General features: G+C 65.6%; 16 protein-coding genes. 4 read left to right on the forward strand and 12 right to left on the reverse strand.

The annotated features are described in order from the left end of the window. Positions 1 to 123: 123 nt before the first annotated feature. The 9 genes from F1735_RS15050 to F1735_RS15090 form a co-directional block, all read right to left on the reverse strand. Positions 124 to 1,236, reverse strand: a complete 1,113-nt coding sequence (locus F1735_RS15050; protein ID WP_167237695.1) for an NADH:flavin oxidoreductase/NADH oxidase — start codon at positions 1,234 to 1,236, stop codon at positions 124 to 126. Positions 1,237 to 1,292: 56 nt separating this feature from the next. Then, positions 1,293 to 2,312, reverse strand: coding sequence for a succinylglutamate desuccinylase (locus F1735_RS15055; RefSeq protein ID WP_167237696.1), 1,020 nt, complete (start codon positions 2,310 to 2,312; stop codon positions 1,293 to 1,295). Continuing rightward, positions 2,313 to 7,019 (reverse strand): NAD-glutamate dehydrogenase domain-containing protein, encoded by a 4,707-nt coding sequence (locus tag F1735_RS15060; protein ID WP_167237697.1) that lies wholly within the window; start codon positions 7,017 to 7,019, stop codon positions 2,313 to 2,315. Positions 7,020 to 7,145: 126 nt separating this feature from the next. After that, the gene (gene astB, locus F1735_RS15065) at positions 7,146 to 8,486 is read right to left on the reverse strand and encodes an N-succinylarginine dihydrolase (RefSeq protein ID WP_167237698.1); all 1,341 of its coding nucleotides are present in this window, start codon (positions 8,484 to 8,486) and stop codon (positions 7,146 to 7,148) included. Positions 8,487 to 8,494: 8 nt separating this feature from the next. Beyond that, the gene (astD, locus tag F1735_RS15070; protein ID WP_167237734.1) at positions 8,495 to 9,958 is read right to left on the reverse strand and encodes a succinylglutamate-semialdehyde dehydrogenase; all 1,464 of its coding nucleotides are present in this window, start codon (positions 9,956 to 9,958) and stop codon (positions 8,495 to 8,497) included. A 22-nt stretch (positions 9,959 to 9,980) separates the two neighbouring features. Continuing rightward, a complete protein-coding gene (gene astA, locus F1735_RS15075) occupies positions 9,981 to 11,015 on the reverse strand; it encodes an arginine N-succinyltransferase (protein ID WP_167237699.1) in 1,035 nt (344 codons plus the stop codon). Between the two features lie 11 nt (positions 11,016 to 11,026). Further along, a complete protein-coding gene (locus F1735_RS15080; RefSeq protein ID WP_167237700.1) occupies positions 11,027 to 12,058 on the reverse strand; it encodes an arginine N-succinyltransferase in 1,032 nt (343 codons plus the stop codon). 72 nt (positions 12,059 to 12,130) lie between these two features. Further along, positions 12,131 to 13,384 carry an acetylornithine/succinylornithine family transaminase gene (gene astC / locus F1735_RS15085; protein ID WP_167237701.1) on the reverse strand — a complete coding sequence of 418 codons (1,254 nt, stop codon included), beginning with the start codon at positions 13,382 to 13,384 and terminating at the stop codon, positions 12,131 to 12,133. 383 nt (positions 13,385 to 13,767) lie between these two features. Next, positions 13,768 to 14,718 carry a GlxA family transcriptional regulator gene (locus tag F1735_RS15090; protein WP_167237702.1) on the reverse strand — a complete coding sequence of 317 codons (951 nt, stop codon included), beginning with the start codon at positions 14,716 to 14,718 and terminating at the stop codon, positions 13,768 to 13,770. Positions 14,719 to 14,943: 225 nt separating this feature from the next. On the opposite strand from F1735_RS15090, the gene F1735_RS15095 reads away from it, so the two are divergent. From F1735_RS15095 to F1735_RS15110, 4 genes are all read left to right on the forward strand, one after another. Next, positions 14,944 to 15,411, forward strand: a complete 468-nt coding sequence (locus tag F1735_RS15095) for a MarR family winged helix-turn-helix transcriptional regulator (RefSeq protein WP_167237703.1) — start codon at positions 14,944 to 14,946, stop codon at positions 15,409 to 15,411. Then, positions 15,408 to 15,689: a hypothetical protein gene (locus F1735_RS15100; RefSeq protein ID WP_126073913.1), complete on the forward strand. Its 282-nt coding sequence runs from the start codon at positions 15,408 to 15,410 to the stop codon at positions 15,687 to 15,689. Before F1735_RS15095 ends, F1735_RS15100 begins: the two co-directional genes overlap by 4 nt. A gap of 128 nt (positions 15,690 to 15,817) precedes the next feature. Further along, positions 15,818 to 16,651, forward strand: coding sequence for an HDOD domain-containing protein (locus F1735_RS15105; RefSeq protein WP_167237704.1), 834 nt, complete (start codon positions 15,818 to 15,820; stop codon positions 16,649 to 16,651). 303 nt (positions 16,652 to 16,954) lie between these two features. After that, entirely contained in the window at positions 16,955 to 17,983 is a 1,029-nt protein-coding gene (locus F1735_RS15110; RefSeq protein WP_167237705.1) for a LacI family DNA-binding transcriptional regulator, read from the forward strand. Between the two features lie 108 nt (positions 17,984 to 18,091). Here F1735_RS15110 and F1735_RS15115 read toward each other — a convergent pair whose 3' ends face one another. The 3 genes from F1735_RS15115 to F1735_RS15125 all read right to left on the reverse strand — a co-directional run bounded on the left by F1735_RS15115 (position 18,092) and on the right by F1735_RS15125 (position 22,149). Beyond that, a complete protein-coding gene (locus F1735_RS15115; protein ID WP_167237706.1) occupies positions 18,092 to 20,443 on the reverse strand; it encodes a GH36-type glycosyl hydrolase domain-containing protein in 2,352 nt (783 codons plus the stop codon). Between the two features lie 21 nt (positions 20,444 to 20,464). Then, a complete protein-coding gene (locus tag F1735_RS15120) occupies positions 20,465 to 21,307 on the reverse strand; it encodes an MFS transporter (protein WP_229505794.1) in 843 nt (280 codons plus the stop codon). Between the two features lie 227 nt (positions 21,308 to 21,534). Beyond that, the gene (locus F1735_RS15125; protein WP_167237707.1) at positions 21,535 to 22,149 is read right to left on the reverse strand and encodes a glutathione S-transferase family protein; all 615 of its coding nucleotides are present in this window, start codon (positions 22,147 to 22,149) and stop codon (positions 21,535 to 21,537) included. Positions 22,150 to 22,202 lie beyond the last annotated feature (53 nt).

Here is a 22,202-nt window from a genome sequence, read left to right on the forward strand (position 1 = left end):
TTGCTCGTCCTGGGTAAGCACAATCTCCGTCGCAATTCGCATTAGCTTTCTCCTGGTTGATGCACAAGAATAGCGCCTCATCCGCGATATTTCAATACGAAGCACTGAGAATGCAACACTACACTAGCGCTGGCCCAGCGTGGTCGGCCCGAACAAGTCCTTGTACTCGCGCGGCTGCGAGCGCCAGTACTGGGGCGGCGCGTCCACCTGGGCGCCCAGCTGCGCGGCCGCGTGCCACGGCCAGCGCGGATCGAACAGCATCGCGCGCGCCAGCGCCACCACGTCGGCGTCGCCGCGCGCGACAATCCCTTCGGCCTGGCGCGCCTCGGTGATCAGGCCCACGCCGATGGTCGGCATGCCGGTTTCCGCGCGGATGCGGGCGGCGAAGCCGATCTGGTACGACGGCCCCACCGGGATTGTTTGCGCCGGCGAGATGCCTCCGCTCGACACGTGAATGAAGTCGGCGCCGGCGGCGCTCAATTCCTGCGACAAGCGCACACTCTGCTCGATATCCCAGCCGCCATCGACCCAGTCGGTGGCCGAAATACGCACGCCGACGGCCATCGTGGCCGGCACCGCCGCGCGCACGGCCGCGAACACTTCCAGCGGAAAGCGCATGCGGTTTTCCAGCGCGCCGCCATACTGGTCGCTGCGCTGGTTCGACAGCGGCGAGAGGAACTGATGCAGTAAATAGCCATGCGCGGCGTGCAGCTCGATCGCGTCCAACCCCAGCGCGTGGCTGCGCTGCGCCGCCGCCACGAACGCATCGCGCACGCGCGCCAGGCCCTCGTCGTCGAGCGCCAGCGGCACCGTTTCGCCGTCCGCATGCGGTAGCGCCGACGGCGAAACGGTCTGCCAGCCGCCATCGTCGATGGCGATATTGGCGCCGCCTTCCCACGGTACCTGGCTCGATGCCTTGCGCCCCGCGTGCGCCAGCTGGATCGCCAGGCGGATCGGCGCGTGACGGCGCATGGCGGCCACGATCGGCGCCAGTGCGGCGGCATGCTGGTCCGACCAGATACCCAGGTCCTTGGGAGAAATGCGTCCTTCGGGCGAGACGGCGCTGGCCTCGAGGAACAGGATGGCCGCCCCGGACAAAGCCAGGTGGCCCAGATGGATCATGTGCCAGTCGCTGGCGATGCCTTCGTCGGCGGAGTACTGGCACATCGGCGCGATCGCGATGCGGTTGGCCAGCGTGACTGGCCCCATGCTGAAAGGTGTGAAGAGAGTACTCATGGAATGCCCCGAAACGCTTGTAAGAAACGGTACGGGGCGTGCCATGCCCATGCCGGCTAACGCGTCCGCACCACCATCAATCCGGCGCGCAGACCGACGCGCACATCCGGGTTCGGGAATACTACCAGTTCCTCCGGATGTTTGACGGCGTACACGATGTCGCCATCGGTGGCGATCACCTGCCCTTGTTCGAGCGCGGTGAAGTTCTGGGTGCTGCGGTCGAACGCCATCTTGAAGCCGTCACTGTGCTTGATGATTTCCTGCGCCACCGCGAACACGTGCGGTTCGACCTTGGGCCCGGCCGGGCTGGCGCCGCGCAGCAGGTCGTCAAGCGCGGTGCCGACGTCGGCAAACAGGCTCAGGTCGTTCTGGCCCAGGGTACCAACCCGGCCCAGTTCCACCGTGCTGGCCGCCGCACCGTGAAACTCGGCCGAGTAATAACTATACGTTCCAGCCGACTGCGGATTCATGACGATGGCGCCAATCGCCGCCTGGCCCAGCCAGGCAATCAGCGCGCACTTGCCCTCTTCGGCAATCAGGTCCGGCACGATCGCAAAGGTCCGGTAGACCGACGGGCGGATGGCCGTGTGCAGGTCGAGGTGCCAGCGATCCGGCCCGGCGCCGGCGAAAAAGTCCACGGTGGCGGCGATCATGGTGTCCGCCCGCGCCGCTTCCGCCGCGCTGGCGAGCGTACCGCGAACCGGACGGAACATCCGGTTCAGGTCCGCATCGATGAAACGCTTGCCGGCCGCGATGGCGTCGATATTGCCGACGCAGACCATCAGGTCCACCGCCAGCGCATCCGGCCCTTGCGAGAGCGCGTCCAACACATACGCCAGCACTTCGATCGGGCCGGTTTCGTCGCCATGCACGCCGACCGACACGATCACGCTGGCGCAGGCGGGCGCCTGCCCGGACTTGATCGTCACGATGCCCGGCGCCGGTTGCAGCACCGCGAAACCAGCTTCGGTAAAGCGCTTGGCCAGCACAGTGAAGTCGGCGCCGGCCAGCGCCCGCACGGCGGCCGGAAGCGCTTGCGCGCCCCCGTTTGCCGTTGGTGCAACATAGGCGGTCATTTACGCCGCCACCGGCGCCGCGTTGGTCGCCTCGGACAAGGCCCACACGTCCAGCATCGCCTGTTCCAGGTCGAGCGCCGGCGCGTAGCCCGACAAGCCCATGGTGTTGGTCACCACTTCGACCGCTTCCAGGGTGTCGCTGCCGTTGCTGGAACGGGCCAGCACTTGCTGCAGCAGGCGTTGCTGGGTGCGGCGCAGCGCCTGCATCGCGTAGTTGCGCAGCTGCTCTTGCGATTTGCTGTGCGGCGCGAGTTTCAGGCCACGTTCGAGCGTATCGATGCCGGCCTGGCCGCGCAGCGCCATCCCCACCTGCAGGAATTGCGCCAGGCTCATGCCCGCAGGACGGTTGACCGACACCGCCGCGAACAGGAAGGTCGCTACCGCTTCGATCGCGTCGACCGCTTTCCAGGCTTGCGTGAACGACGCAGGCAGGGAAACGAAAGCGTCGGCATCGGCCGTTGCCGGCATCAGCTGCCTGAGCATTTCCGGCTGCGAGAACAGGCGCGACAGTTCTTCCATGCCGCCCGCACGCTGATGATCGCCAGGAACCGACAGCACGCCTTCGACGATCGCCTTGAACAGCACGCGGGTGCGCGCATCGACCTTGATCGACACGGCGCGCGGCACCGTCAGCGCATCGGCGTCGAGCGCGCCGAAAATCGGCGCCAGGTGCAGCGCGGACCACGACTGGCCCCAGGCCTTGACGACGTCGGTCTCGTCGATCTGGTGCGCGCTGGCGAGCTCGCGGATCATCAACGGACCGCAGCGGTTGACCGATTCATTGGCCAGCACGGTGGCCAGGATGGCGTTGGCCAGCGGGTGCGCCAGCGCGTTGCGGGTGGCGACCAGCTGCGCCGGGAAGTAAGGCTTGAGCACCGACTCGGCCCAGCTTTCGTCCGTCAGCGGCAGCGCGGCCAGCAGGCGCTTGAAGCGGTTCTTGACGTTGGCGATCACCACCGCCAGTTCCGGCGCGGTCAATCCCGCGCCCACCGTCTTGCGGCGCTGCAGTTCGGCGTCGGTCGGCAGCTGTTCCAGTTCGCGCGAGAGCGCACCCTCGGCTTCCAGGCTGGTGATCAGCGCGGCGTAAGCGTCCACCACGGCAGGGTCGAGCTGGGCCTGCACTTCGCGCACCAGCAGGTGGGTTTGCAAGGTGTTGTCGCGCAGGACCAGGTGTTCGATCTCGCTCGTCATCTCGTTCAGGATGCGGTTGCGGTCCGCTTCGGGCAGTTCACCGGCATTGACTTCGGTGTCGAGCCAGATCTTGACGTTCACTTCATGGTCCGAGCAATCCACGCCGGCCGAGTTGTCGATCGCATCGGTGAAGATGCGGCCACCGGCGAGGGCGAATTCGATACGGCCGTTCTGGGTTGCGCCCAGGTTGCCGCCTTCGGACACCACCTTGCAGCGCAGCTGGTTGCCGTCGACGCGGATATTGTCGTTGGCGCGGTCCTTGACCTGCGCGTGGGTTTCGGTCGAGGCCTTGATGTAGGTACCGATGCCGCCGTTGTAGAACAGGTCCACGGGAGCGAGCAGGATGCGGTGCATCAGTTCTTCAGGCGGCAGCACGGTCTCGGCGATATCTAGCGCGGCGCGCACTTGCGGCGAGATCTCGATCGAACGGGCGCTGCGCGGGAACACGCCGCCGCCAGCCGAGATCAGGTCCTTGTTGTAGTCTTCCCAGGACGAGCGTGGCAGCGCGAACATGCGCTCGCGTTCCGCGAACGAGGTGACCACGTCCGGCGTCGGGTCGAGGAAGATGTGGCGATGGTCGAACGCGGCCAGCACCTTCAGTTGGCGCGACAGCAGCACGCCGTTGCCGAACACGTCGCCCGACATGTCGCCCACGCCGACCATGCTGATCGGGGTGGTGTTCATGTCGTGGTCCATCTCGTAGAAGTGGCGCTTGACCGCTTCGAACGCGCCCTTGGCGGTAATACCCATCTTCTTGTGGTCGTAACCGTTCGAGCCGCCCGACGCAAAGGCGTCGCCCAGCCAGAAGCCGCGCTTGACCGCGATGCTGTTGGCGATATCGGAGAAGGTTGCGGTGCCCTTGTCGGCGGCCACCACCAGGTACGGATCGTCCTGGTCGTAGCGTACCGTGTCGCTTGGGGGCACGATGACGCCGCGCACGCGGTTGTCGGTCACTTCCAGCAGGCTGGAAATGAACAGGCGGTAGACTGCTTCGCCTTCGGCGGCGATGGTTTCACGCACGGCGTCCTTCGGCATCTGCTTGCAGACAAAACCGCCCTTGGAGCCGGCCGGCACGATGACCGCGTTCTTGACCATCTGCGCCTTGACCAGGCCCAGGACTTCGGTGCGGTAGTCTTCCATGCGGTCCGACCAGCGCAAGCCGCCACGGGCCACAGGGCCGCCGCGCAGGTGTACGCCTTCGAAGCGGCGCGAGAACACATAGATCTCGCGGTAAGGACGCGGTTCCGGCACCAGCGCCAGGCTGCTGGTGTCGAACTTGAAGATGATCTTGTCGCCTTGCTGGTCGTTCTGGAAGTAATTGGTACGCACGGTGGCCAGGATCAGGTCGACCAGGGCGGCGACGATTTCCTCGGTGTCGGCGTGGTTGACGGTGGCCAGGCTGGTCTTGATGGCGGCGACGCGCTCGGCCGCGGCCAGGCGCTGATTCTCCGGCACCGATGGATCGAAGCGCTGCACGAAGCCTTCGACCAGTTCCTTGACCAGCACCGGCTGGCGGCGCAGGGTGTCGGCCATGTAGCGCACCGAGAACTTGCTGCCGGTCTGGCGCCAGTAGCTGATGTAGGCGCGGATCAGCTGCACTTCGCGCATGCGCAAGCCGCCTTCGATCACCAGGCCGTTCATGCGGCCGTCTTCGGCTTCATTGTTGAACAGCGAGGCAAACAATTCCTGCGCCACGGTCACGACGTTCGGCTGGGCCAACTTGGCCGCGCTTTCGGCGTCCACCGCCAGGCTGGTGACGAAATGGCGGCTGCCGTCGGCAACGGCAATCGCGTAGGTCTGTTCGCGGTCGATCGCAACGCCGGCGTTGTGCAGCGCCGGCAGGATGCGCGAGAGCGACGGCACGCCGTCCACCGAGTACAGGCGGATGGTGGCGCTGCCGGCGTCGTCCAGTTCCACGCGCACCGACACGCGGCCGGCGTGGCCGTTGTGCAGGATCGCGTTCAGGTCGCGCAAGGCGACCGCCGGCGCGGTGGCGCTGACGTAGTTGACCGGCAAGGTCGAGCACAGTTTGCGCAGGGTGCCGCGGGTCTGTACATCGAACACGTTGTCGGTCAGGGCGGCGAACTTGTCGTGCCAGCCGTCGAGCACCGCCAGGAGCGGCTGCTGGATATCGGTTTCGAGGTCGAGCGGGTTGCGCGCGGCGTGGGCGATCAGGTACACGCGGGCCAGCGGACCGTCGGCCACCAGGGTTTGCGAACGCACATCGGTCGCGCCCGAGCTTTCTTTCAGCGCGTGGGCCAGGCTGGCGGCCACGCTGGCGCTGTAACGCTCGCGCGGCATGTAGACCAGCACATTCAAGTGGCGCGCGTAGACGTCGCGCCGTGCAAAGACCTTGGCGCGCGGCTGCTTGTACAGCGAGACGACCGAGCTGCACACCTGCGAGAGCCATTCGGCGTCCGCTTCCACCGTTTCGGTGCGCGGCAGCGACTCGAGGATTTCGAGGAATTTCTCGGCGCGGAAGCCTTCCTGGCGTACGCCGGCCAGGCTCAGGACCTTGGCCACGCGGCCGCGCGCGAACGGCAGGCGCGCCAGCGGGGTGGCGGTGGCGGCGCGGGTGAACAGGCCGACGAAGCAGTGCTCGCCGCGGATATTGCCTTGGGCATCGGTGTCGCGCACGCCGATGAAGTCGAGCGGCTGGTCGCGGTGCAAGGTGCCTTCGACGTCGGCCTTGACGATCGAGAGCGCGTCGGGGCGCTTGGACAAGGTGTCGAAGTCGCCCGGGATGTTGGCCAGGCAGGTGCCGTAGACCGGATGCGAGGTATCTTGCAGCACGCCGATGCGGCTCGGGATATCGCGTTCGAGTTCGCGCTCGCCGGCCTTGACGACGTAATAGGCGTAGCCGAACGGCTCGAAGCCTTCGTTCTTGGCCCACTCCAGAAAGGCTGCGACTTCCTGGCCTTCGGTGCCGTTGGCGGCGGCGGCGGCGGCGACGGCGGTGAGGCGGTCGCCCATGGCCACCGAGTCGCGCCGCACCACGGCGGCGTCGCGCGCGACCATGTGCAGCCTGGCGACCAGCGCGGCCAGTTCGTCGGCGCCCAGGTCTTCGGCCAGCAGGCACAGCACCACGGATTCGAGCGGTGCGCCGGCTTCGCCGACGCCGAGCGCGACGCCGCTGGCGTCGCGGCGCACGGCCAGCACGGCGTTCATGACGCCATTCACGGCCACGCGCTGCTTGCGCATCGCCATGACGATGGAGTCGACCAGGTAAGGCATGTCATCGTTGATGACCAGGAGGGCGGTCGCTTGCGCGCCACGCCCGTCGGAGTAGCGCAGCTGCGCGATCTGGCAGCCGGGCGCGGTGCGCCGCGCCGCTTGCGTAAAGCCGTCGCGCAGGACCGGCGCCAGGTTGCCCGGCGACGTGCCCGCAAGGTCTTCGTCGTCGAGCGAACCGAGCCAGGCGCTGATCAGGGCCGTCACCTGGCCGTCATCGGCAGGCTGGCTCGCAGTGATCAGGTCGAGCGTCTGTTTACGCAAATCTTGTGGCATCTGTTTCATCTTTGCTTCTCCGTTGCTTGGTTTGTATTCCATCGTTCCGGCGCCAGCTTGTGACGGCGCTTTCGCGATTTGCAGGCAGGCGGGTTTACCCGCCCAAATAAGGGGCACCGTCCGGCTGGCGGCATTCTACGTCAGGTCATACAGGCCGGGCAGTCCCAGGATGCGGCTCAATTGCTCCAGCGCGGCGCTGCATTCGAGCGCCAGCTGGGGGTCGGCCAGGTCTTTCGGTTCGAGGTGGTCGCGGTAGTATTGTCCGACCCAGGCGACCAGGGTGTGGTACAGGGCGTCGGTCATGATCACGCCCTGGTGCATGGCTCCGATTTCGGCGTCAGTAAGGGCCACGCGCAGGCGCAGGCAGGCCGGCCCGCCGCCGTTGCGCATGCTCTGGCGCAGGTCGAAGTGAATCAGCTCGTCGACCGGGCCGCCGCTGGCGACCAGTTCTTCGAGGTAGCGCGCCACGGCGCGGTTTTCCTGGCATTCCTGGGGAATGACCAGCGCCATCGCGCCATCGGGCTTGGTGAGCAGCTGGCTGTTGAACAGGTAGCTGGCCACCGCGTCGCCCACCGCCACCACCTGGGTATCGACGCGGATCGCGGTCAGTTCGGTGTCGACGCCGGCCAGGGCATTCCTCAGCGCGTTCAGTACCGCGCCTTCATCGTGGAAGGCTTGCTCGTGATAGAACAGCACATTGCCGTTACCGACCGCGATGACGTCGTTGTGAAACACGCCCTGGTCGATCACGTCCGGATTTTGCGAGGCGAACACGGTGCGCGCCGAGTCCAGGCCGTGCAGGCGCGCGATGGCTTGCGACGCCTCCAGGCTCTGGCGGGCCGGGTACTTTTTAGGCGCCGGCGCGGACGGATCGAATTCGACCCGGCCGTAGGTGAAGAACTCGACGCCCTTGCCGCCGTGGGTGGCGCAGAAGCGCGTGTGGTTGGCCGCGCCTTCGTCGCCGAAGGCCGACGTTGGCGGCAGCGCCTCATGCACCGCGAAATGACGCTCGTCCGGGAACAGCGCGCGCAGGGTGCGGGTCGACTGCAGGTGCTCTTCCGAGCGGTGCAGCTTGTTGTTCAGGTTGGCGGCCGTGAAGTGCGCGCGGCCGTCGAAAGTGTCGGCCGACGGGCTGACCGTGGCCGCGTTGGCGGTCCACATGGGGGACGCCGAATAGGCGCACGCCAGGATGACAGGCGCCTCGCGGTAGGCGCGCGCCAGCACGTCGGCGTCGGTCCCGCTAAAGCCGATGCGGCGCAGCAGGCGGAAGTTGGGACGCGCCTGCGGCGGCATGACCGCCTGCGCGAAGCCGCGCGCGGCCAGCTCGCGCATCTTGGCCAGGCCCTGCAGGGCCGCTTCGCGCGGGTTCGACGCGCTCTTCACATTGCTGAAAGAGGCGACGTTGCCGAACGACAGGCCGGCGTAGTTGTGGCTCGGGCCGACCAGGCCATCGAAGTTGAATTCGCGTGCGCTCATGGCGGGTCCTAGAAGCTCAAGCCGGGCGAGAGCTTGGCCGGCAGTTCAAGTTCGCTCGTTTCGATCGAGGCGACCGGGTACGCGCAATAATCGGCCGCGTAGTAGGCGCTCGGGCGATGGTTGCCCGACTTGCCCACGCCGCCGAACGGCGCGCTGCTGGCAGCGCCCGTGGTCGGGCGGTTCCAGTTGACGATGCCGGCGCGGGCCTGCACCGAGAACTGCTTCCACAGCGCTTCGTCGTTCGACAGCAGCGCGGCGGCCAGACCGAATTCGGTGGCGTTGGCAAGCTTGACGGCGCTGGCGAAATCCTTGACGCGGATGATCTGCAACAGCGGGCCAAACCACTCTTCGTCCGCAATGCCGGTAGCGTTGGTGACGTCGACGATGCCGGCCGTGACGAAACCGGCATTCGGATCGAGCTGCTTCATTTGCAGCAGTACCGTGCCGCCCTTGGCGGCCATGTCGGCCTGCGCTTGCACCAGGCGCGCGGCGACCGCGCTCGAGACCACAGGGCCCATGAACGGCTGCGGTTCGGCGTTGGAGGCGCCCACGGTGAGGGTCGATGCCACTTCGACCAGGCGCTTGACGAACGCTTCGCCGGCCGGGCTGTCCTGCACCACCAGGCGGCGCGCGCAGGTGCAGCGCTGGCCGGCCGAGATGAAGGCCGACATGACGGCGTGATGCACGGCGGCGTCGACATCCTTGACGTCCCACACCACCAGCGGATTGTTCCCGCCCATTTCCAGCGCCAGCATCTTGCCCGGCTGGCCGCCGAACTGCTTGTGCAGCGCGACGCCGGTCTGGCAAGAGCCGGTAAACAGCACGCCATCGAGGCCCGCATCCTGGCCCAGGGCGACGCCGGTATTGCGCCCGCCGTTGACCAGGTTGATCACGCCGGCCGGCAAGCCGGCCTGCTGCCACAGCTGCACGGTCTTGATGGCCGTGCGCGGGGCGTATTCGCTCGGTTTGAACACCACCGTGTTACCGGCGATGAGGGCCGGGACGATATGCCCGTTCGGCAGGTGGCCGGGGAAGTTGTACGGTCCGAACACGCCGAACACGCCGTGCGGACGGTGGCGCAGCACGGCATTGCCGTCGGCGACCTTGGCCGCCACTTCGCCGGTGCGCGCGCCGTAGGCCTGCACCGAGATGTCGACCTTGTTGGCCATGGTCGCCACTTCCGTGCGCGCTTCCCACAATGGTTTGCCGACTTCTTCGGAGATGGTCTGCGCCAGCTCTTCGGCGTTGGCCTTGAGCAGGTCGCGGAAACGCCCGCAGAGGGCGACGCGCTCGTCGAGCGGGGTCAATGCCCAGGCCTCGAAGGCCGCGCGCGCGGACTGCACCGCGCGTGCCACGTCGTCGGCGGTGGACTCCAGGCTGGCCCAGGTCTGCTTGCCGGTGGACGGATCGATGGTGACCAGTTCGGCGCCGCCGCCGGCGAGCCATTCGCCGTTGATGAAGTTACTTGCGATGTTACTCACTACCTTGCTGGCATCAGACATGGACATTTTTCCTTACATTGAGTGACAGCGTGCGAACCGTGTCGCCGCCTTGGCAATGCAGCAGCGCCTGTTCGTCCGGCGTCAGGGCGAGCTTGCCCGAGACCGGATTGGCGTGTGCGACGATCATGCGAAAATCATTGAGCTTCGTGTTCGATACCAGCAGCGGATCGGTGTCCGTCGGCGTGGCGGTTTCATCGACCGTGGCCACCGTGCTGTCGCGCATGGCGCGCAGTTCCGACACGCGCGCCTGCAGCACCGGGCCGGCGTCGAAAATATCGACATAGCCTTCGAAGTGCATGCCTTCCTGCTCGAGCAGGCGGCGCGCGGGCGCGGTCGACAGGTGTACCTTGCCGATCACTTCCTGCGCGTCTTCCGGCAGGTAAGCGACGTACAGCGGCTGGCGCGGCATCAGCTCGGCGATGAAGGACTTCTTGCCCATCGCCGTCAAGTGGTCGACGTGGTTGAAATCCATCTTGAAGAAGTGGCGCCCAAGGCCTTCGTAGAAGGGCGAGCTGCCATCCTCGGCCTGGTAGCCGCGCATCTCGGCGATCAGCTTGGCCGTGAACAGGTGCGGGAACTGGGCGATGAACAGGAAGCGGCTTTTCGAGAGCCACTTGCCATTGTTCCCGCTGCGGTAATCCGGATGCAGGAACAGCGAGCACAATTCGGTGGCGCCGGTCAGGTCGTTCGACAGGTACAGGGTGTCCATGCGCGTGAACACATCGAGCTCGCGGCTCGAATGGACCAGGGTGCCGATGCGGTAGTTATAGAACGGCTCGTCCAGCCCCACCGCGCCCTTGATCGCGCACACGCCGGCCAGGCGCCCGCTGGTGGTGTCTTCCATGACGAACATGTAGTCGCGCTGTTCGGGCGGGATGGTCTCGGCAAACGAGGCCACGGCCACCGAGATGCGGTCGCCCAGCATCTTGCGGTCCGGCTTGAGCGTCGTCATGCCGCTGCCGACCTGGTGCGCCAGTTCGATCAGGGCATCCAGATCGGACGCGTGAATTGCGCGTACAACTAGCATAGGGTTCTCTTTCAGATTCTGACGCAAATGACGTTATCGCCCGGGGCCACCATCAGCGCATCCTGCGCGTCCTGCGGCAGGAACACGCTGTCGGACCCTTCGGCGGACGGGCACGAGACGGTAATGGCGCGGAAGTTCTGCTCGTTGCTGGCGGCGACCGCGTAGGTCACCGGCGGCTCGGACGACATGCCCGCATCGAACGGCGCCACGCGGCGCAGCATCGAACCGGCAAAGGTGCGCAGCGCGTTCTTGTGCGCTTGCAGGATCGGGCCGCCATCGAAAATGTCGACATAGTCGTCGGCCTCGAAGCCTTCTTCGGTGAGCAGGTTGAACGCGAGTTCGCCGTCGCCGTGGATCTGGCCCATGGCCGCCTGGGCGTCGCCCGGCAGCAGCGGCACATATACCGGATAGTGCGGCATCAGTTCGACGATCAGGGTGCGGTTACGGGCGCCGCCGATGACCCGTTCGGCCTCGAGGAAATCCATCTTGAAAAATTTGCGGCCGAGCGCTTCCCAGAACGGCGACTGGCCGTTCTTGTCGGTGACGCCGGCCAGCGGCACGAAGAAGCGGTCGCCGAAGCGGTGCGGGGCGAGCACCGCGAACAGCAGGCGCGCGCGCGACAGCAGGGCCGCTTCCAGCCCGGCGTTGCCGCGGTTGCTCACGTAAAAGCCGGACAACTGGGAATAGGCGGTCAGCTCCGAGCAGAGCGTGAGCGCATGCACGCTGTGGCTGATATTGAGGTCGCGCGAGACCTGCTGGATCACATCGTTACGGAATGAAAAATAGGTGCCGTTGGAACCGGCCGACGCGAAGATGGCGGCGGTGCCGACGATGGCGCGGGTGGCCTGCTGTTCGAGCACGAAGAGATACGACTCCTCGCTCGGGATGTCGACATGGGCGGCGAACGAGGCGATCGAACGCTCGACCGAAGCGGCGATTTTTTCGCGCGTCTTCGGCAGGGTATGCACGCCCGGCATCGTCACTGCTGCCAACGTTTCGAGGGCGTCGATATCCGACAGTTCAACCGGACGGACAACAAACATGTGATTTCCCTTTATAGGCAAAGCGTGCCGCGGCCGGCCGCGGCGAGTGCCGCGCCGGCCGTCGGTAACTGATTACTTGGCGGGAGCCGCGTTCAGCATGCCGTCGACGGCGGCGCGCAGGATGCGGTCGGCTTCGTCGATCTGCTCGTCGGTGACGATCAGCGCGGGCGCGAAGCGCACCACGTCGGTGCCGGCGATGAGCAGCATCAGGCCGAGTGCTTCGGCGGCCTTGGTGATGTCTTTGGCTCGGCCCTTGAACGGTTCCGCCACCGGCAGGCCGATCAGCAGGCCGCTGCCGCGCACTTCACCGAACACCTGCGGGTAATCGATGGCGAGTTTGCGCAGCTTGGCGAAGATTTTTTCCGACGCCTCTTTGACGCGCGCCAAAAAGGCCGGCTGGTTGATCGTCTCGAGCACGTTCAGCGCCACGGTGGCCGCCAGCGGATTGCCGCCGTAGGTGGTGCCATGCGAGCCGACGCCGAAGTGCGCCGCGATCTCGTTGGTGGTCAGCATGGCGCCGATCGGGTAGCCGTTGCCGAGCGCCTTGGCGCTGGTCAGGATATCGGGCGTGACGCCCTTGTCCATGTACGCGTACAGCGCGCCGGTGCGGCCCACGCCCGATTGCACTTCGTCGAAAATGAGCAGCGCGCCGGTCTGGTCGCACAGTTCGCGCAGCGCTTTCAGGTAAGCCGGATCGCCCGGAATGACGCCGCCTTCGCCCTGGATCGGCTCGACGATGACCGCGCACACATCGTCGCCGATGGCGGCGCGCGCCGCTGCGATATCGTTGTACGGAATATGGTCGATCTCTTGCGGCAGCGGTTCGAACCCTTCGGTGTACTTCGGCTGGCCGCCGACCGACACGGTAAACAGGGTGCGGCCGTGGAACGACGACAGGCACGAGATGATGCGCGACTTGTGCGGGCCGAATTTGGTGTGGGCGTACTTACGCGCCAGCTTCAGGGCGCCTTCATTCGCTTCCGCGCCGGAGTTACAGAAGAAGGCGCGGTCGGCGAAGGTCGCTTCGGTCAGGGCCAGGGCCAGGCGCAGGACCGGCTCGTTGGTGTAGCCGTTGCCGAGGTGCCAGACCTTGTTCAGCTGAGCGGTCAGGGCGGCGACCAGGGCCGGATTGCAATGGCCGAGGCTCGACACGGCGATGCCGGAGGTGAAATCGAGGTAATGCTTGCCGTTCTGGTCCCACAGGTCGAGGCCGGCGGCGCGCACGGGCACCATGGCGGCGGGCGCGTAGGTTGGGACGAGGACGTCGTCGAAGGTTTGTCTGGTCACCGGCCGCGTGGTTGCACCCGTTTCAAGCTTTGCGTTCATGGCATTCCTCATCCAATGTTAGTAGGCGTCCCCGGGCGAAACCGCTGGGCACGTCGAACCATTATAAGAAGAGCAGCCCCAAACATCTTTTGAATACGCGACAAGCATTTTCATTTTTGCTCGCCGCCAAAACGTCCAAAACCCGCAAACCGGGGTCAGAGCTTTAAATCGAAACATTTCTCGATCGGGCGCAGAGTTCCAACTCGCAACTAATTGCCCACAAACCTATAAAGTCGCGGCCGACGCGCCCCCACAGTGGAAAAGTATTGACGTGCGCGCTCATGACTTAGGAGCGATACGGAGCGCTAACCGCTATAAGGAAACATTTCTAATTAAAGCTCTGACCCCGGTTGTAGGAGGTTGCCGCGATTAACGTTAGGAATTCAAGCGGGCGGGGCGGCGAGTTTGCGCTGGCGTTCTTCGCGCGGGGTGTTGCCGAACAGGGCGCCAAACGCCGTCGAAAAGTGCGAGCCGCTCGAGAAGCCGCACATCAGCCCGACCTGCACAATGGAATAATGCGTGTCGAGCAGCAACTGGCGCGCGCGCTGCAGGCGTAATTCGAGGTAGTAGCGCGATGGCAGGCTGCCCAAATACTGCTTGAACAAGCGCTCCAGCTGGCGCCGCGAGATGCCGACCAGGTTGGCGATGTCGTCCGTCGAGAGCGGCTCTTCGATGTTCGCTTCCATTAAGGTCACCGCTTCGGTCAGCTTCGGTTGCAGCGCGCCGAAGCGGGCCTGCAAGGCCACCCGCTGCCGCTCTTCCTTGCCGCGCACCCGGTCGATGCACAGCGTTTCCTTGATGCGCGCCTGGACCCCCGCCCCGAAGATGATCTCGACCAGGTTCAGCGCAAAGTCGATGCTGGCCGCGCCGCCGCAGCAGGTGAGCCGGTTGTCGTCGATTTCGAACAGGTTCGGTGTAAACATGGCGCGGTCGGCCACCGTGTCGACCTCGGCATACAAGGCCCACGGCAGCGCCGTGCGCACGCCGTTGAGCACGCCAGCGTCGGCCAGCCACAACACCCCCGCCCCGACCCCGCCCCAGAACGGTGCGGCGCGGCAGCGCTCGATCAGGATGCGGCTGTTGGCCGGTTTCAGCGAGGCTTGCGCTTCGTCGGCCACCAGCAGCACCAGGTGCCAGTGGCGCTGGGCGTCGGCGGCGAATTTGTCGGGGCTGCGCACGTCCACGTGCAAGCGCTCGGGACCGAGGATCTTGGCAGCCAGGCGCAGCGGCTGGAACAGGCCGGCCCAGGTCAGCGCGTCAGGCTCGCCGGCATTGATGAGGAGCACGCGCAGCGGTGTTTCTTGCGCCAGGCGGGCGAGTTTAGTGAGTGGCATCGGACGGGCATGGGTGCGGCATGACAAGGGGTGCGGCGCCCGCGAGGCGCCATCGGATTTCATTGGCTCACTATCATACCGGAGATCAACCATCCTGCCCGGACCAGGCTGGCCGCCGGCACGCTGTAGCAAATCAGCATCAACAGCAGGCGCGGTGCGGCGCACAGGCCACACGAGCGAGCGCGCCGCCGTCAAACCGGGCGCAGCCAGCTATAATCACGGCCTATGGGGGAACGATATTTAAGGAGTGTGCGCTTGCTGGCCGAGTGCCTGCAAAGCTTCGAGCGCTTTTCGGGCGAGTCGGTGCGCCAGTGCGGCTTGACGCATGCCCAGTTCGATATCATCGCCACGCTCGGCAATACGCAGGGCATGACGTACAAGGAACTGGGCGAGAAAACCTTGATCACCAAGGGTACGCTGACCGGCGTGATCGACCGCTTGGAACAGAAGGGCCTGGTTGTGCGCGAACGCAGCTGCGACGACAAGCGCTCGTTTTACGTGCGCCTGACCGACCGCGGCGAGGGCGTGTTCCGGGAAGTCTTTCCCAAGGTCATCGCGCATGGCAGGCAACTGTTTTCATCGTTGTCGGACAGCGATTTCGATGACATCGACGCCAGCTTGCGCAAACTGAAACAAGTCATCGCCGACCATGCCGTTTGCCCCACATTACAACAACACAAGGAAGAAGATTGAAAACCACCCTGCTCGAAGGCAAAAAGCCCGCTCACTTTGACAAACACATCATCGGCAACCTGCTGCTCAACGTCGCCACGCCGGACGAAGTGCGCCAGGAAAAAATGTTGATCGGCGTGCGTAACGAAGCCGGGGAAATCTATCGCCTCATCGGCGCAACCAAGCTCAACAGTTTCATGAACGCCGTCGAGGAATTGTTCGACCTGGGCCTGGTCGATGAGCTGGAAGATACCGAAGCGACCCAGGACGGCTGCGACGCCATTTTCAGCGAGCCCTGAACGCAAGCCCGGCCGTGAGCCCGGGGTGAGCCTGCTGGACGAGACGCTCCCCGGCGCCCGCTCAGATAAATGCTTTAGAGCACGTTTTTACGACAAACACGGCTGGGTTATCGGAGTATAATTTTTTCATGGACAGACTCGAAGCGTACAAGAGCATTGCTGCTCAAGCAAGCCGGGGGGAACTGAGTTTCCCGACCAATGTCGACGCCACGCTGAAGTTGCAGCGCGCATTGAACGATCCCGACTGTCATGCCGACGTGGCGGCCCGCCTGGTGCAGGCCGAGCCGCTGCTGGCCGCGCGCACCGTGGCGATCGCCAATTCGGTCGCCTACAACCGATCCGGCAATGAAGTGACCAACGTGCGCACCGCGGTGCAGCGGGTGGGGTTTCGCACCCTCAACGCGCTGGGCGCGGCGGTCATCGTGCGCCAGCTCGACAGCAAGATTACCCAGCCGGCCCTGCGCGCCAAGGCCAACCAATTGTGGCAGCACTCGGCCCACGTGGCGGCGCTGTCGCAGGTGATCGCGCGGCGCGTGGCCAACCTGGACCCGGAAACGGCGATGTTCGCCGGTATCGTGCATGAGGTGGGCGGTTTTTACATGCTCTCGCGCGCGGATGAGTTTCCGGGCCTGTTCGAAGGCGAGCCGGACGACTGGATCGAACATGGCGAACAGATCATCGGCCGCTGCGTCCTGCAACGGCTGGGCGTGCCGGCGCCCGTCATGGCGGCCATCGAGGCGCTCTGGGTCGGCATGCGCGCCTTGCCGCCCGAAACCCTGGGCGACACCCTGCTGCTGGCCAACGACCTGGCACCGGTTCCGTCGCCCCTGTACGAGCGCGCCGCCGCCACCTCGCGCCAGGCGGCGGCCACCATCGACTTCGTCATCGGCGATGGCACCCTCAACAGCATCCTGGAAGAGTCGGCCGCCGAAGTGAGCAGCCTGACCTCGGCCCTGATGTAATCCGCCGGCGCGGCGTCCTGCCGCGCCGCGCCGTTCCCTTTGGACGCTGACACCGCTTTACCTTGCACCGCTTTTCGCCAGGGCAAAAAAATGCCCGCTGTATTAAAGCGGGCGAAGTCCAAAACTAGGGATGTCCTGAAAGAGACAGTTCCACTATAGTCCGCCGCCCGCGCCAGCTCTGTGCGGGAACACACACAAGTAGTTAATTCCCTTAGGCAACTTTAGATGTATTGACGGAAAGCATGCCGGGCGGGGTAAAATCCGGCAAAAGTTTTCAAAAAATTATCGGAGTCGGCCAAGCGCATGAGCAAAACAAGCACGATCAAGAGCCGCGCCAGCGGCAAGGCCACGCTGGCGTCGGTGGCGGCGCGCGCCGGGGTGTCGGCGATGACGGCTTCGCGCGCTTTGAGCCAGCCGGAGCGGGTATCGGACGCCGTGCGGGCGCGGGTCGGGCTCGCCGTTGCCGAACTCGGCTACGTGCCGAACCGCGCCGCGCGCGCGCTGGCCTCGGCCCAGTCGAACGTGATCGTGGTGCTGGTGCCGTCGCTGTCGAACGCGGTGTTCACGGCCGTGCTGGAGGGGATCGAGGATGCGATCGGCTCCGGCAATTACCAGCTACTGATCGGCAACACCCGCTATTCGGATGCCGAGGAAGAAAAGCTGCTGGGTATTTATCTGCAATCGAATCCAGATGGCATTTTGCTCTCCAGCCTGAGCCAGAGTGCGCGCGTGGCCCGGATGCTGGCGGCGTCCAACGTGCCGCTGGTGTCGATGATGGACCTGGGGAGCGCGCCGGGCCAGTTGTCGGTGGGGTTTTCGCAGTTCGACGCGGGCCGGGCGATGACGCGCTACCTGATCGGCAAAGGCCACAGGCGCATCGGTTTCATCGGCGCCCAGCTCGATGAACGCACCCTGCGCCGCGCCGACGGCTACCGCAAGGCCATGGACGAGGCGGGCCTGCTTGATGCGCGCCTGGAGCTGATGGTGGGCGAGCCGTCGACCATCGCGCTGGGAGCGCAGCTGGTGCAACGCATGCTGGCGCAGGCGCCGGACTGCGACGCGGTTTTCTGCTGCAATGACGACCTGGCGCATGGCGCGATTTACCAGTGCCAGCGGCGCGGGATCAAGGTGCCGGAGCAGCTGGCGGTGTGCGGGTTTAACGACTTGCCGGCGTCGGCCTGGATGACGCCGTCGGTGACCACGATCGCCACGCCGCGCTACCGGATCGGGTTCGAGGCGGCCAGCTTGCTGCTGGCGCTGATCAAGGGCGAGGCGCCGCCGGCGGCGCAGGTCGACCTGGGCTTTACGCTGATGGCGCGCGAGAGCGCGTAGCGTCGCCGTCGTCGTACCCGCGCAGGCGGGTACCCAAGTTCCTGTGCGGAGCGGCGATGCCTTGGGTACCCGCCGGGGCGCCCAGCCCTGCGCGGGTACGACGGACGTCTACGGCACGAAGACATCGAGCCGGTAGTGCGCCCCCGCCACGATGCCCGTCATGCGCGCCTGCGGCAAGAACTTTCCCTCATGCCTGACCATCACGCTCTTCACATCGGCGCGCTCGACATGCACCTGGAAGCGCGCCCCGCGAAACTCGCGCTCCACATCCATGCGCTGCCAGGCGGCCGGCATCTGCGGCTTGATCGTCAAGCCGTCCGCATCGCCCCGCAAGCCGCACAAGCCCTCGACGATGCAGCGGTACATCCATGACACGGTCCCGGTATTGAACAACTGGCTCGACCTGCCCGCCGTCCTCGGATACTCGCGGTGCGCCCCCCGGTAGTAATTGGGAATGAACACCGGCAGCTGCCCGCGCCGCAGGTAGTCGGCATCGTCCGGCCCCGGAATCATCTGGCGCAGCAGCATGTGCGCGCGCTCGGTCTGGCCGATGCCGTACAAACTGAAAATGTAGAAAATCGCCGCATGGTTGTACACCGCGCCATTTTCCGCCGACCCGGGATGCTTCTGCGTCACCCGTCCGACGTCGTCGCGCATGGCGCTGTACGGCGGCGCGAACATGGTCACGCCGTAGGGCGAATACAGCTGGCGCTCGACTTCGGCCAGCATGCGCGCCGTCTGCGCGCCGTCCGCCGCCCCGCCCAGGATCGCCCATGCCTGCGGATTGAGGTAGATGCGCCCTTCGGCATCGGTGCTCACGCCGAACTTCACGCCGTCATCCGTGATGCCGCGCGCGAACCAGGCGCCATCCCACAGATGCGCGTTGGCCGCCGCATTCATGGCCGCCGCGCCATCGCCAAAGTGCCGCGCCCGCGCAGCGTCCCCGCGCTGTTCGCACACGCTGGCCCACAGCGTGAGCGCATACGCCGCCGCCAGCGTCAGCCAGCCGGACACGCCGCGCCCCTTGTAGCCGACCATGTTCATCGGATCGCACCAGTCGCCCTGGGCGATGAATGACAGCCCGCGATGGTCGCGTTCGGCCAGCAGCCAGTCCATGGCGCGGCCGACGCGCGCGAACGCGCTTTCGCTGCGGCCCTGCGCATCGTGTACCGCTTCATCGAGCATGGCCATGTCGGCCGTCTCGTCGAGGTAAGCCTGCAGGCACACCGGCAGCCACACGCAATGATCGGTGTGCGGCACCTGGTTGATGTATTTGAGCTGCGCGCCGGCCGCCAGCAAGATCCCGTCGGGCATGGCGCCGGACGCTTCCTGCTGGCTGAGCGCATGCAAAAAGGCCGCGCGCATCACCGACGGGCGCACGAAGCTCATGCCCATATTGTCCTGCAGGTAGTTGCGCGTCTGCGGATCGGTGCTGAGGCGATTCACGTCGCCATGATAGAACACCTGGCGCGGCAGCCAGTGGTTGACGAAGTTGTCAAACTCCTTGTCGGGCGTGGAGATGCGTACGCAACCGCGTCCGCCGGCCACATAGGCCTCGGCCTGCGCGGCGGCGCGCGCGAAGCCGTCTTCGCTCAGCCAGGCGCTGCGCAGGGCCGCGATCTCGGCGTCGTCGAACGCGGGGCCGAACAGGAAGCGCTGGCCGCTGGCCGCGCCGGCGTCGAGCGCCAGCCGGTACTGCACCACCGCCGCCGGCGTCTCGTAGCGGGCGTCGCCACCGGCCAGCGCCGCACCTTGCAGGGCCGACGGATTGTGCAGGCCGCCCTCCCCTTCAAAGGCGGCCTGGTTGGCCTCCCACGAATCGGGCGCCTGCTCGCACAGGAAGAAGGTCTTGTCTTTCAAGTCCTTGTTCTTGAAGTAGTCGGCCACTTTCTGATACGGCGTGACGCTGCTGGCGACGATGCCGCCCAGGTCGGCGCGGTACTCGGCCGACTGGTTCATCCACGACATGTACCCGATCGGGAAATACGGCGTGACGCTGATCCGGCGCGGGCGGCCTGACAAATTGGTCACGTTCAGCGACCACAGTTCGACCACCTCGTCCGGCGGCAGGCAAACGCGCAGCTCGATGCCGATGCCGAGGTGCTCGATGCGCCAGGCCAGGTCGCTCTGGCCGGCAGAGAAGGCAAAGCGCTCGAGCGGCGCGCGTACCGGCTCGTAGGGCGCCGAAAACAGCTCGCCCGTGTCTTCATCCTTCACATAAAAGAAGCGCCCCGGATGGTGCGCGAAATAGGCCTGTTCCGGCTGCATGAAGGAGGTCGCTTCCATGTTCGGCGCATGCGCGTATTTGGCCGGTTCGGGCTGCATGAACCGGGCCACCGCGTAGCCGCGGCAGGTCACCTGGATCATCATCTTGCGGTTCCACAGGAAGCCGGCGGCATGCGGCATCGCGGTCGGGCTGCTCAATTCGTAGCGGGCGCCGTCGTCGGTGGGGCGTAACATAAAACGTCTCCAGAAATGGCCTTACAGCGGCGCCTTGCGCGCCGCCAGGTCGGCCTGGACCTGGCGCAGTCTGGCGCTGTCGAGGTTATAGAAAAACATGACCGCCACCGCGAGCAGGGCGAACATAGCGGGAATGATGGACATCAGCCAGTCGATGCCGGCCTGCGAGCCGCCCGACTGCGCCGCATTGGGCACGTAGCCGAGCTTTGTGAAGACCGCCCCGATGACGGCCAGCGCCAGCGCGGTGCCGAGTTTTTGCGAGAACGTGGCGGCGGCGAAGGTTATCGCGGTGGCGCGGCGGCCGTTGCGCCATTCGTTGTAGTGGGCGCTGTCGGCATACATCGAGAACGCCAGCGGCGACTTCGGTCCCAGCACCAGGCCGAGGGCGACCTGCAGCGCGTACATGGCCGTGATCTGCTCCGGGCCGACGAAGAAGAACGCCGCCGACAGCAGCGCGGTGAGCGACATCAGCACCATCATCAGGGTCTTCTTGTCGGCCAGGCGCGTCAATACGGGCGTGAGCGCGGCGCCGGCGGCGGCGGCCGCCATGTAGGCCGGCAGGAAGGACGCCAGCAGGTCGGGCCGGCCCACCACATATTTGAAGTAATAGGCGGCCGTAGTGGTGCGCAGGGCGATCGACACCATGATGATCAGCGCCAGGAAGAACAGCACCATCGACGGACGGTTGCCGGCCAGGTCGCCAATATCGTCGCGCACGCGGGTCCGCTGGCGCGGCGGCGGCGCGATGCGTTCGCGCGTATTGAAAAAGGTGGCCGCGAACAGCAGGGATGCGAGCACGCCCCACAGCAGCATGGTCAATTGCCAGCCGCGCCGGGTCGCGTCGATTCCATCCCCGCCGCCCAACTGATTTTTTCACGCCACGGCAGCGGTGTTGCAATCAACGGGGGCCCTCCTAGGCGGACGCCGATGTTAGCGCTAACATCAGATGCCTCGAGTATGCCCATTCCGTCCACGCGTGTCAATCAAGAAAAACCGGGGTCAGAGAAAAACCGGGGTCAGAGCTTTAACTTGAAACATTTCTAATTAATGCTCTGACCCCGGTTGCAGGCGCAGTCGCGGCTTGTGCAGGTTTATGCGGGGCCGGAGTTTTTCCAGAGGTCAAGCTGGCGCAGGCGGTCGAACCAGCGCATCAGGTTGGCGAACTCGCCCAGCGGCAGCTTGGCCCGTTCCAGATACATCAGCGGCGTCACGACGCCGATATCGGCCAGGCTGAGCGCGTCGCCCACCAGCCAGTCGCGCTGCGCCAGATGGCCGTCGAGCACGGCGCCGAGCTGGCGCAGTTCGGCTTCGGCCCGTGCTACCGTGGCCGGGTCGGCCTCGCCCATGCCGATCATGGCCTTCCATATGTGTTCGAACGACAGGATGCTGATCGTCTCGGCAAAATGCTGGCTGCCCCAGAACAGCCAGCGGTTCACATCGGCCCGCACCCGCGCATCCTGCGGATAGAGTTGCTGGCCGGGGGCGAGGTCGCACAGGTATTGCATGATCGCGCACGATTCCGACAGCAGGAAGTCGCCGTCCTCGAGCAGCGGCACTTTGCCATTGGCGTTGATTTCGCGCAGGCGCGCGCGCTCGCTGTCGCTCCCCAGGTCGACATTGACGATGTCCAGCGGCAGGCCAAGCTGCTCGGCGACCATCAGTACGCGGCGGCCGTTCGATGACAGGTGGTTGTGGTACAGGCGCATGGCGCAGCTCCGTGAAAAGTTGTTGGAGCGGCCATGATAGGGGCGCTGTGCGT

It is taken from the genome of Massilia genomosp. 1 (assembly GCF_011682185.1).
Lineage (GTDB): Bacteria > Pseudomonadota > Gammaproteobacteria > Burkholderiales > Burkholderiaceae_D > Telluria_A > Telluria_A rubra.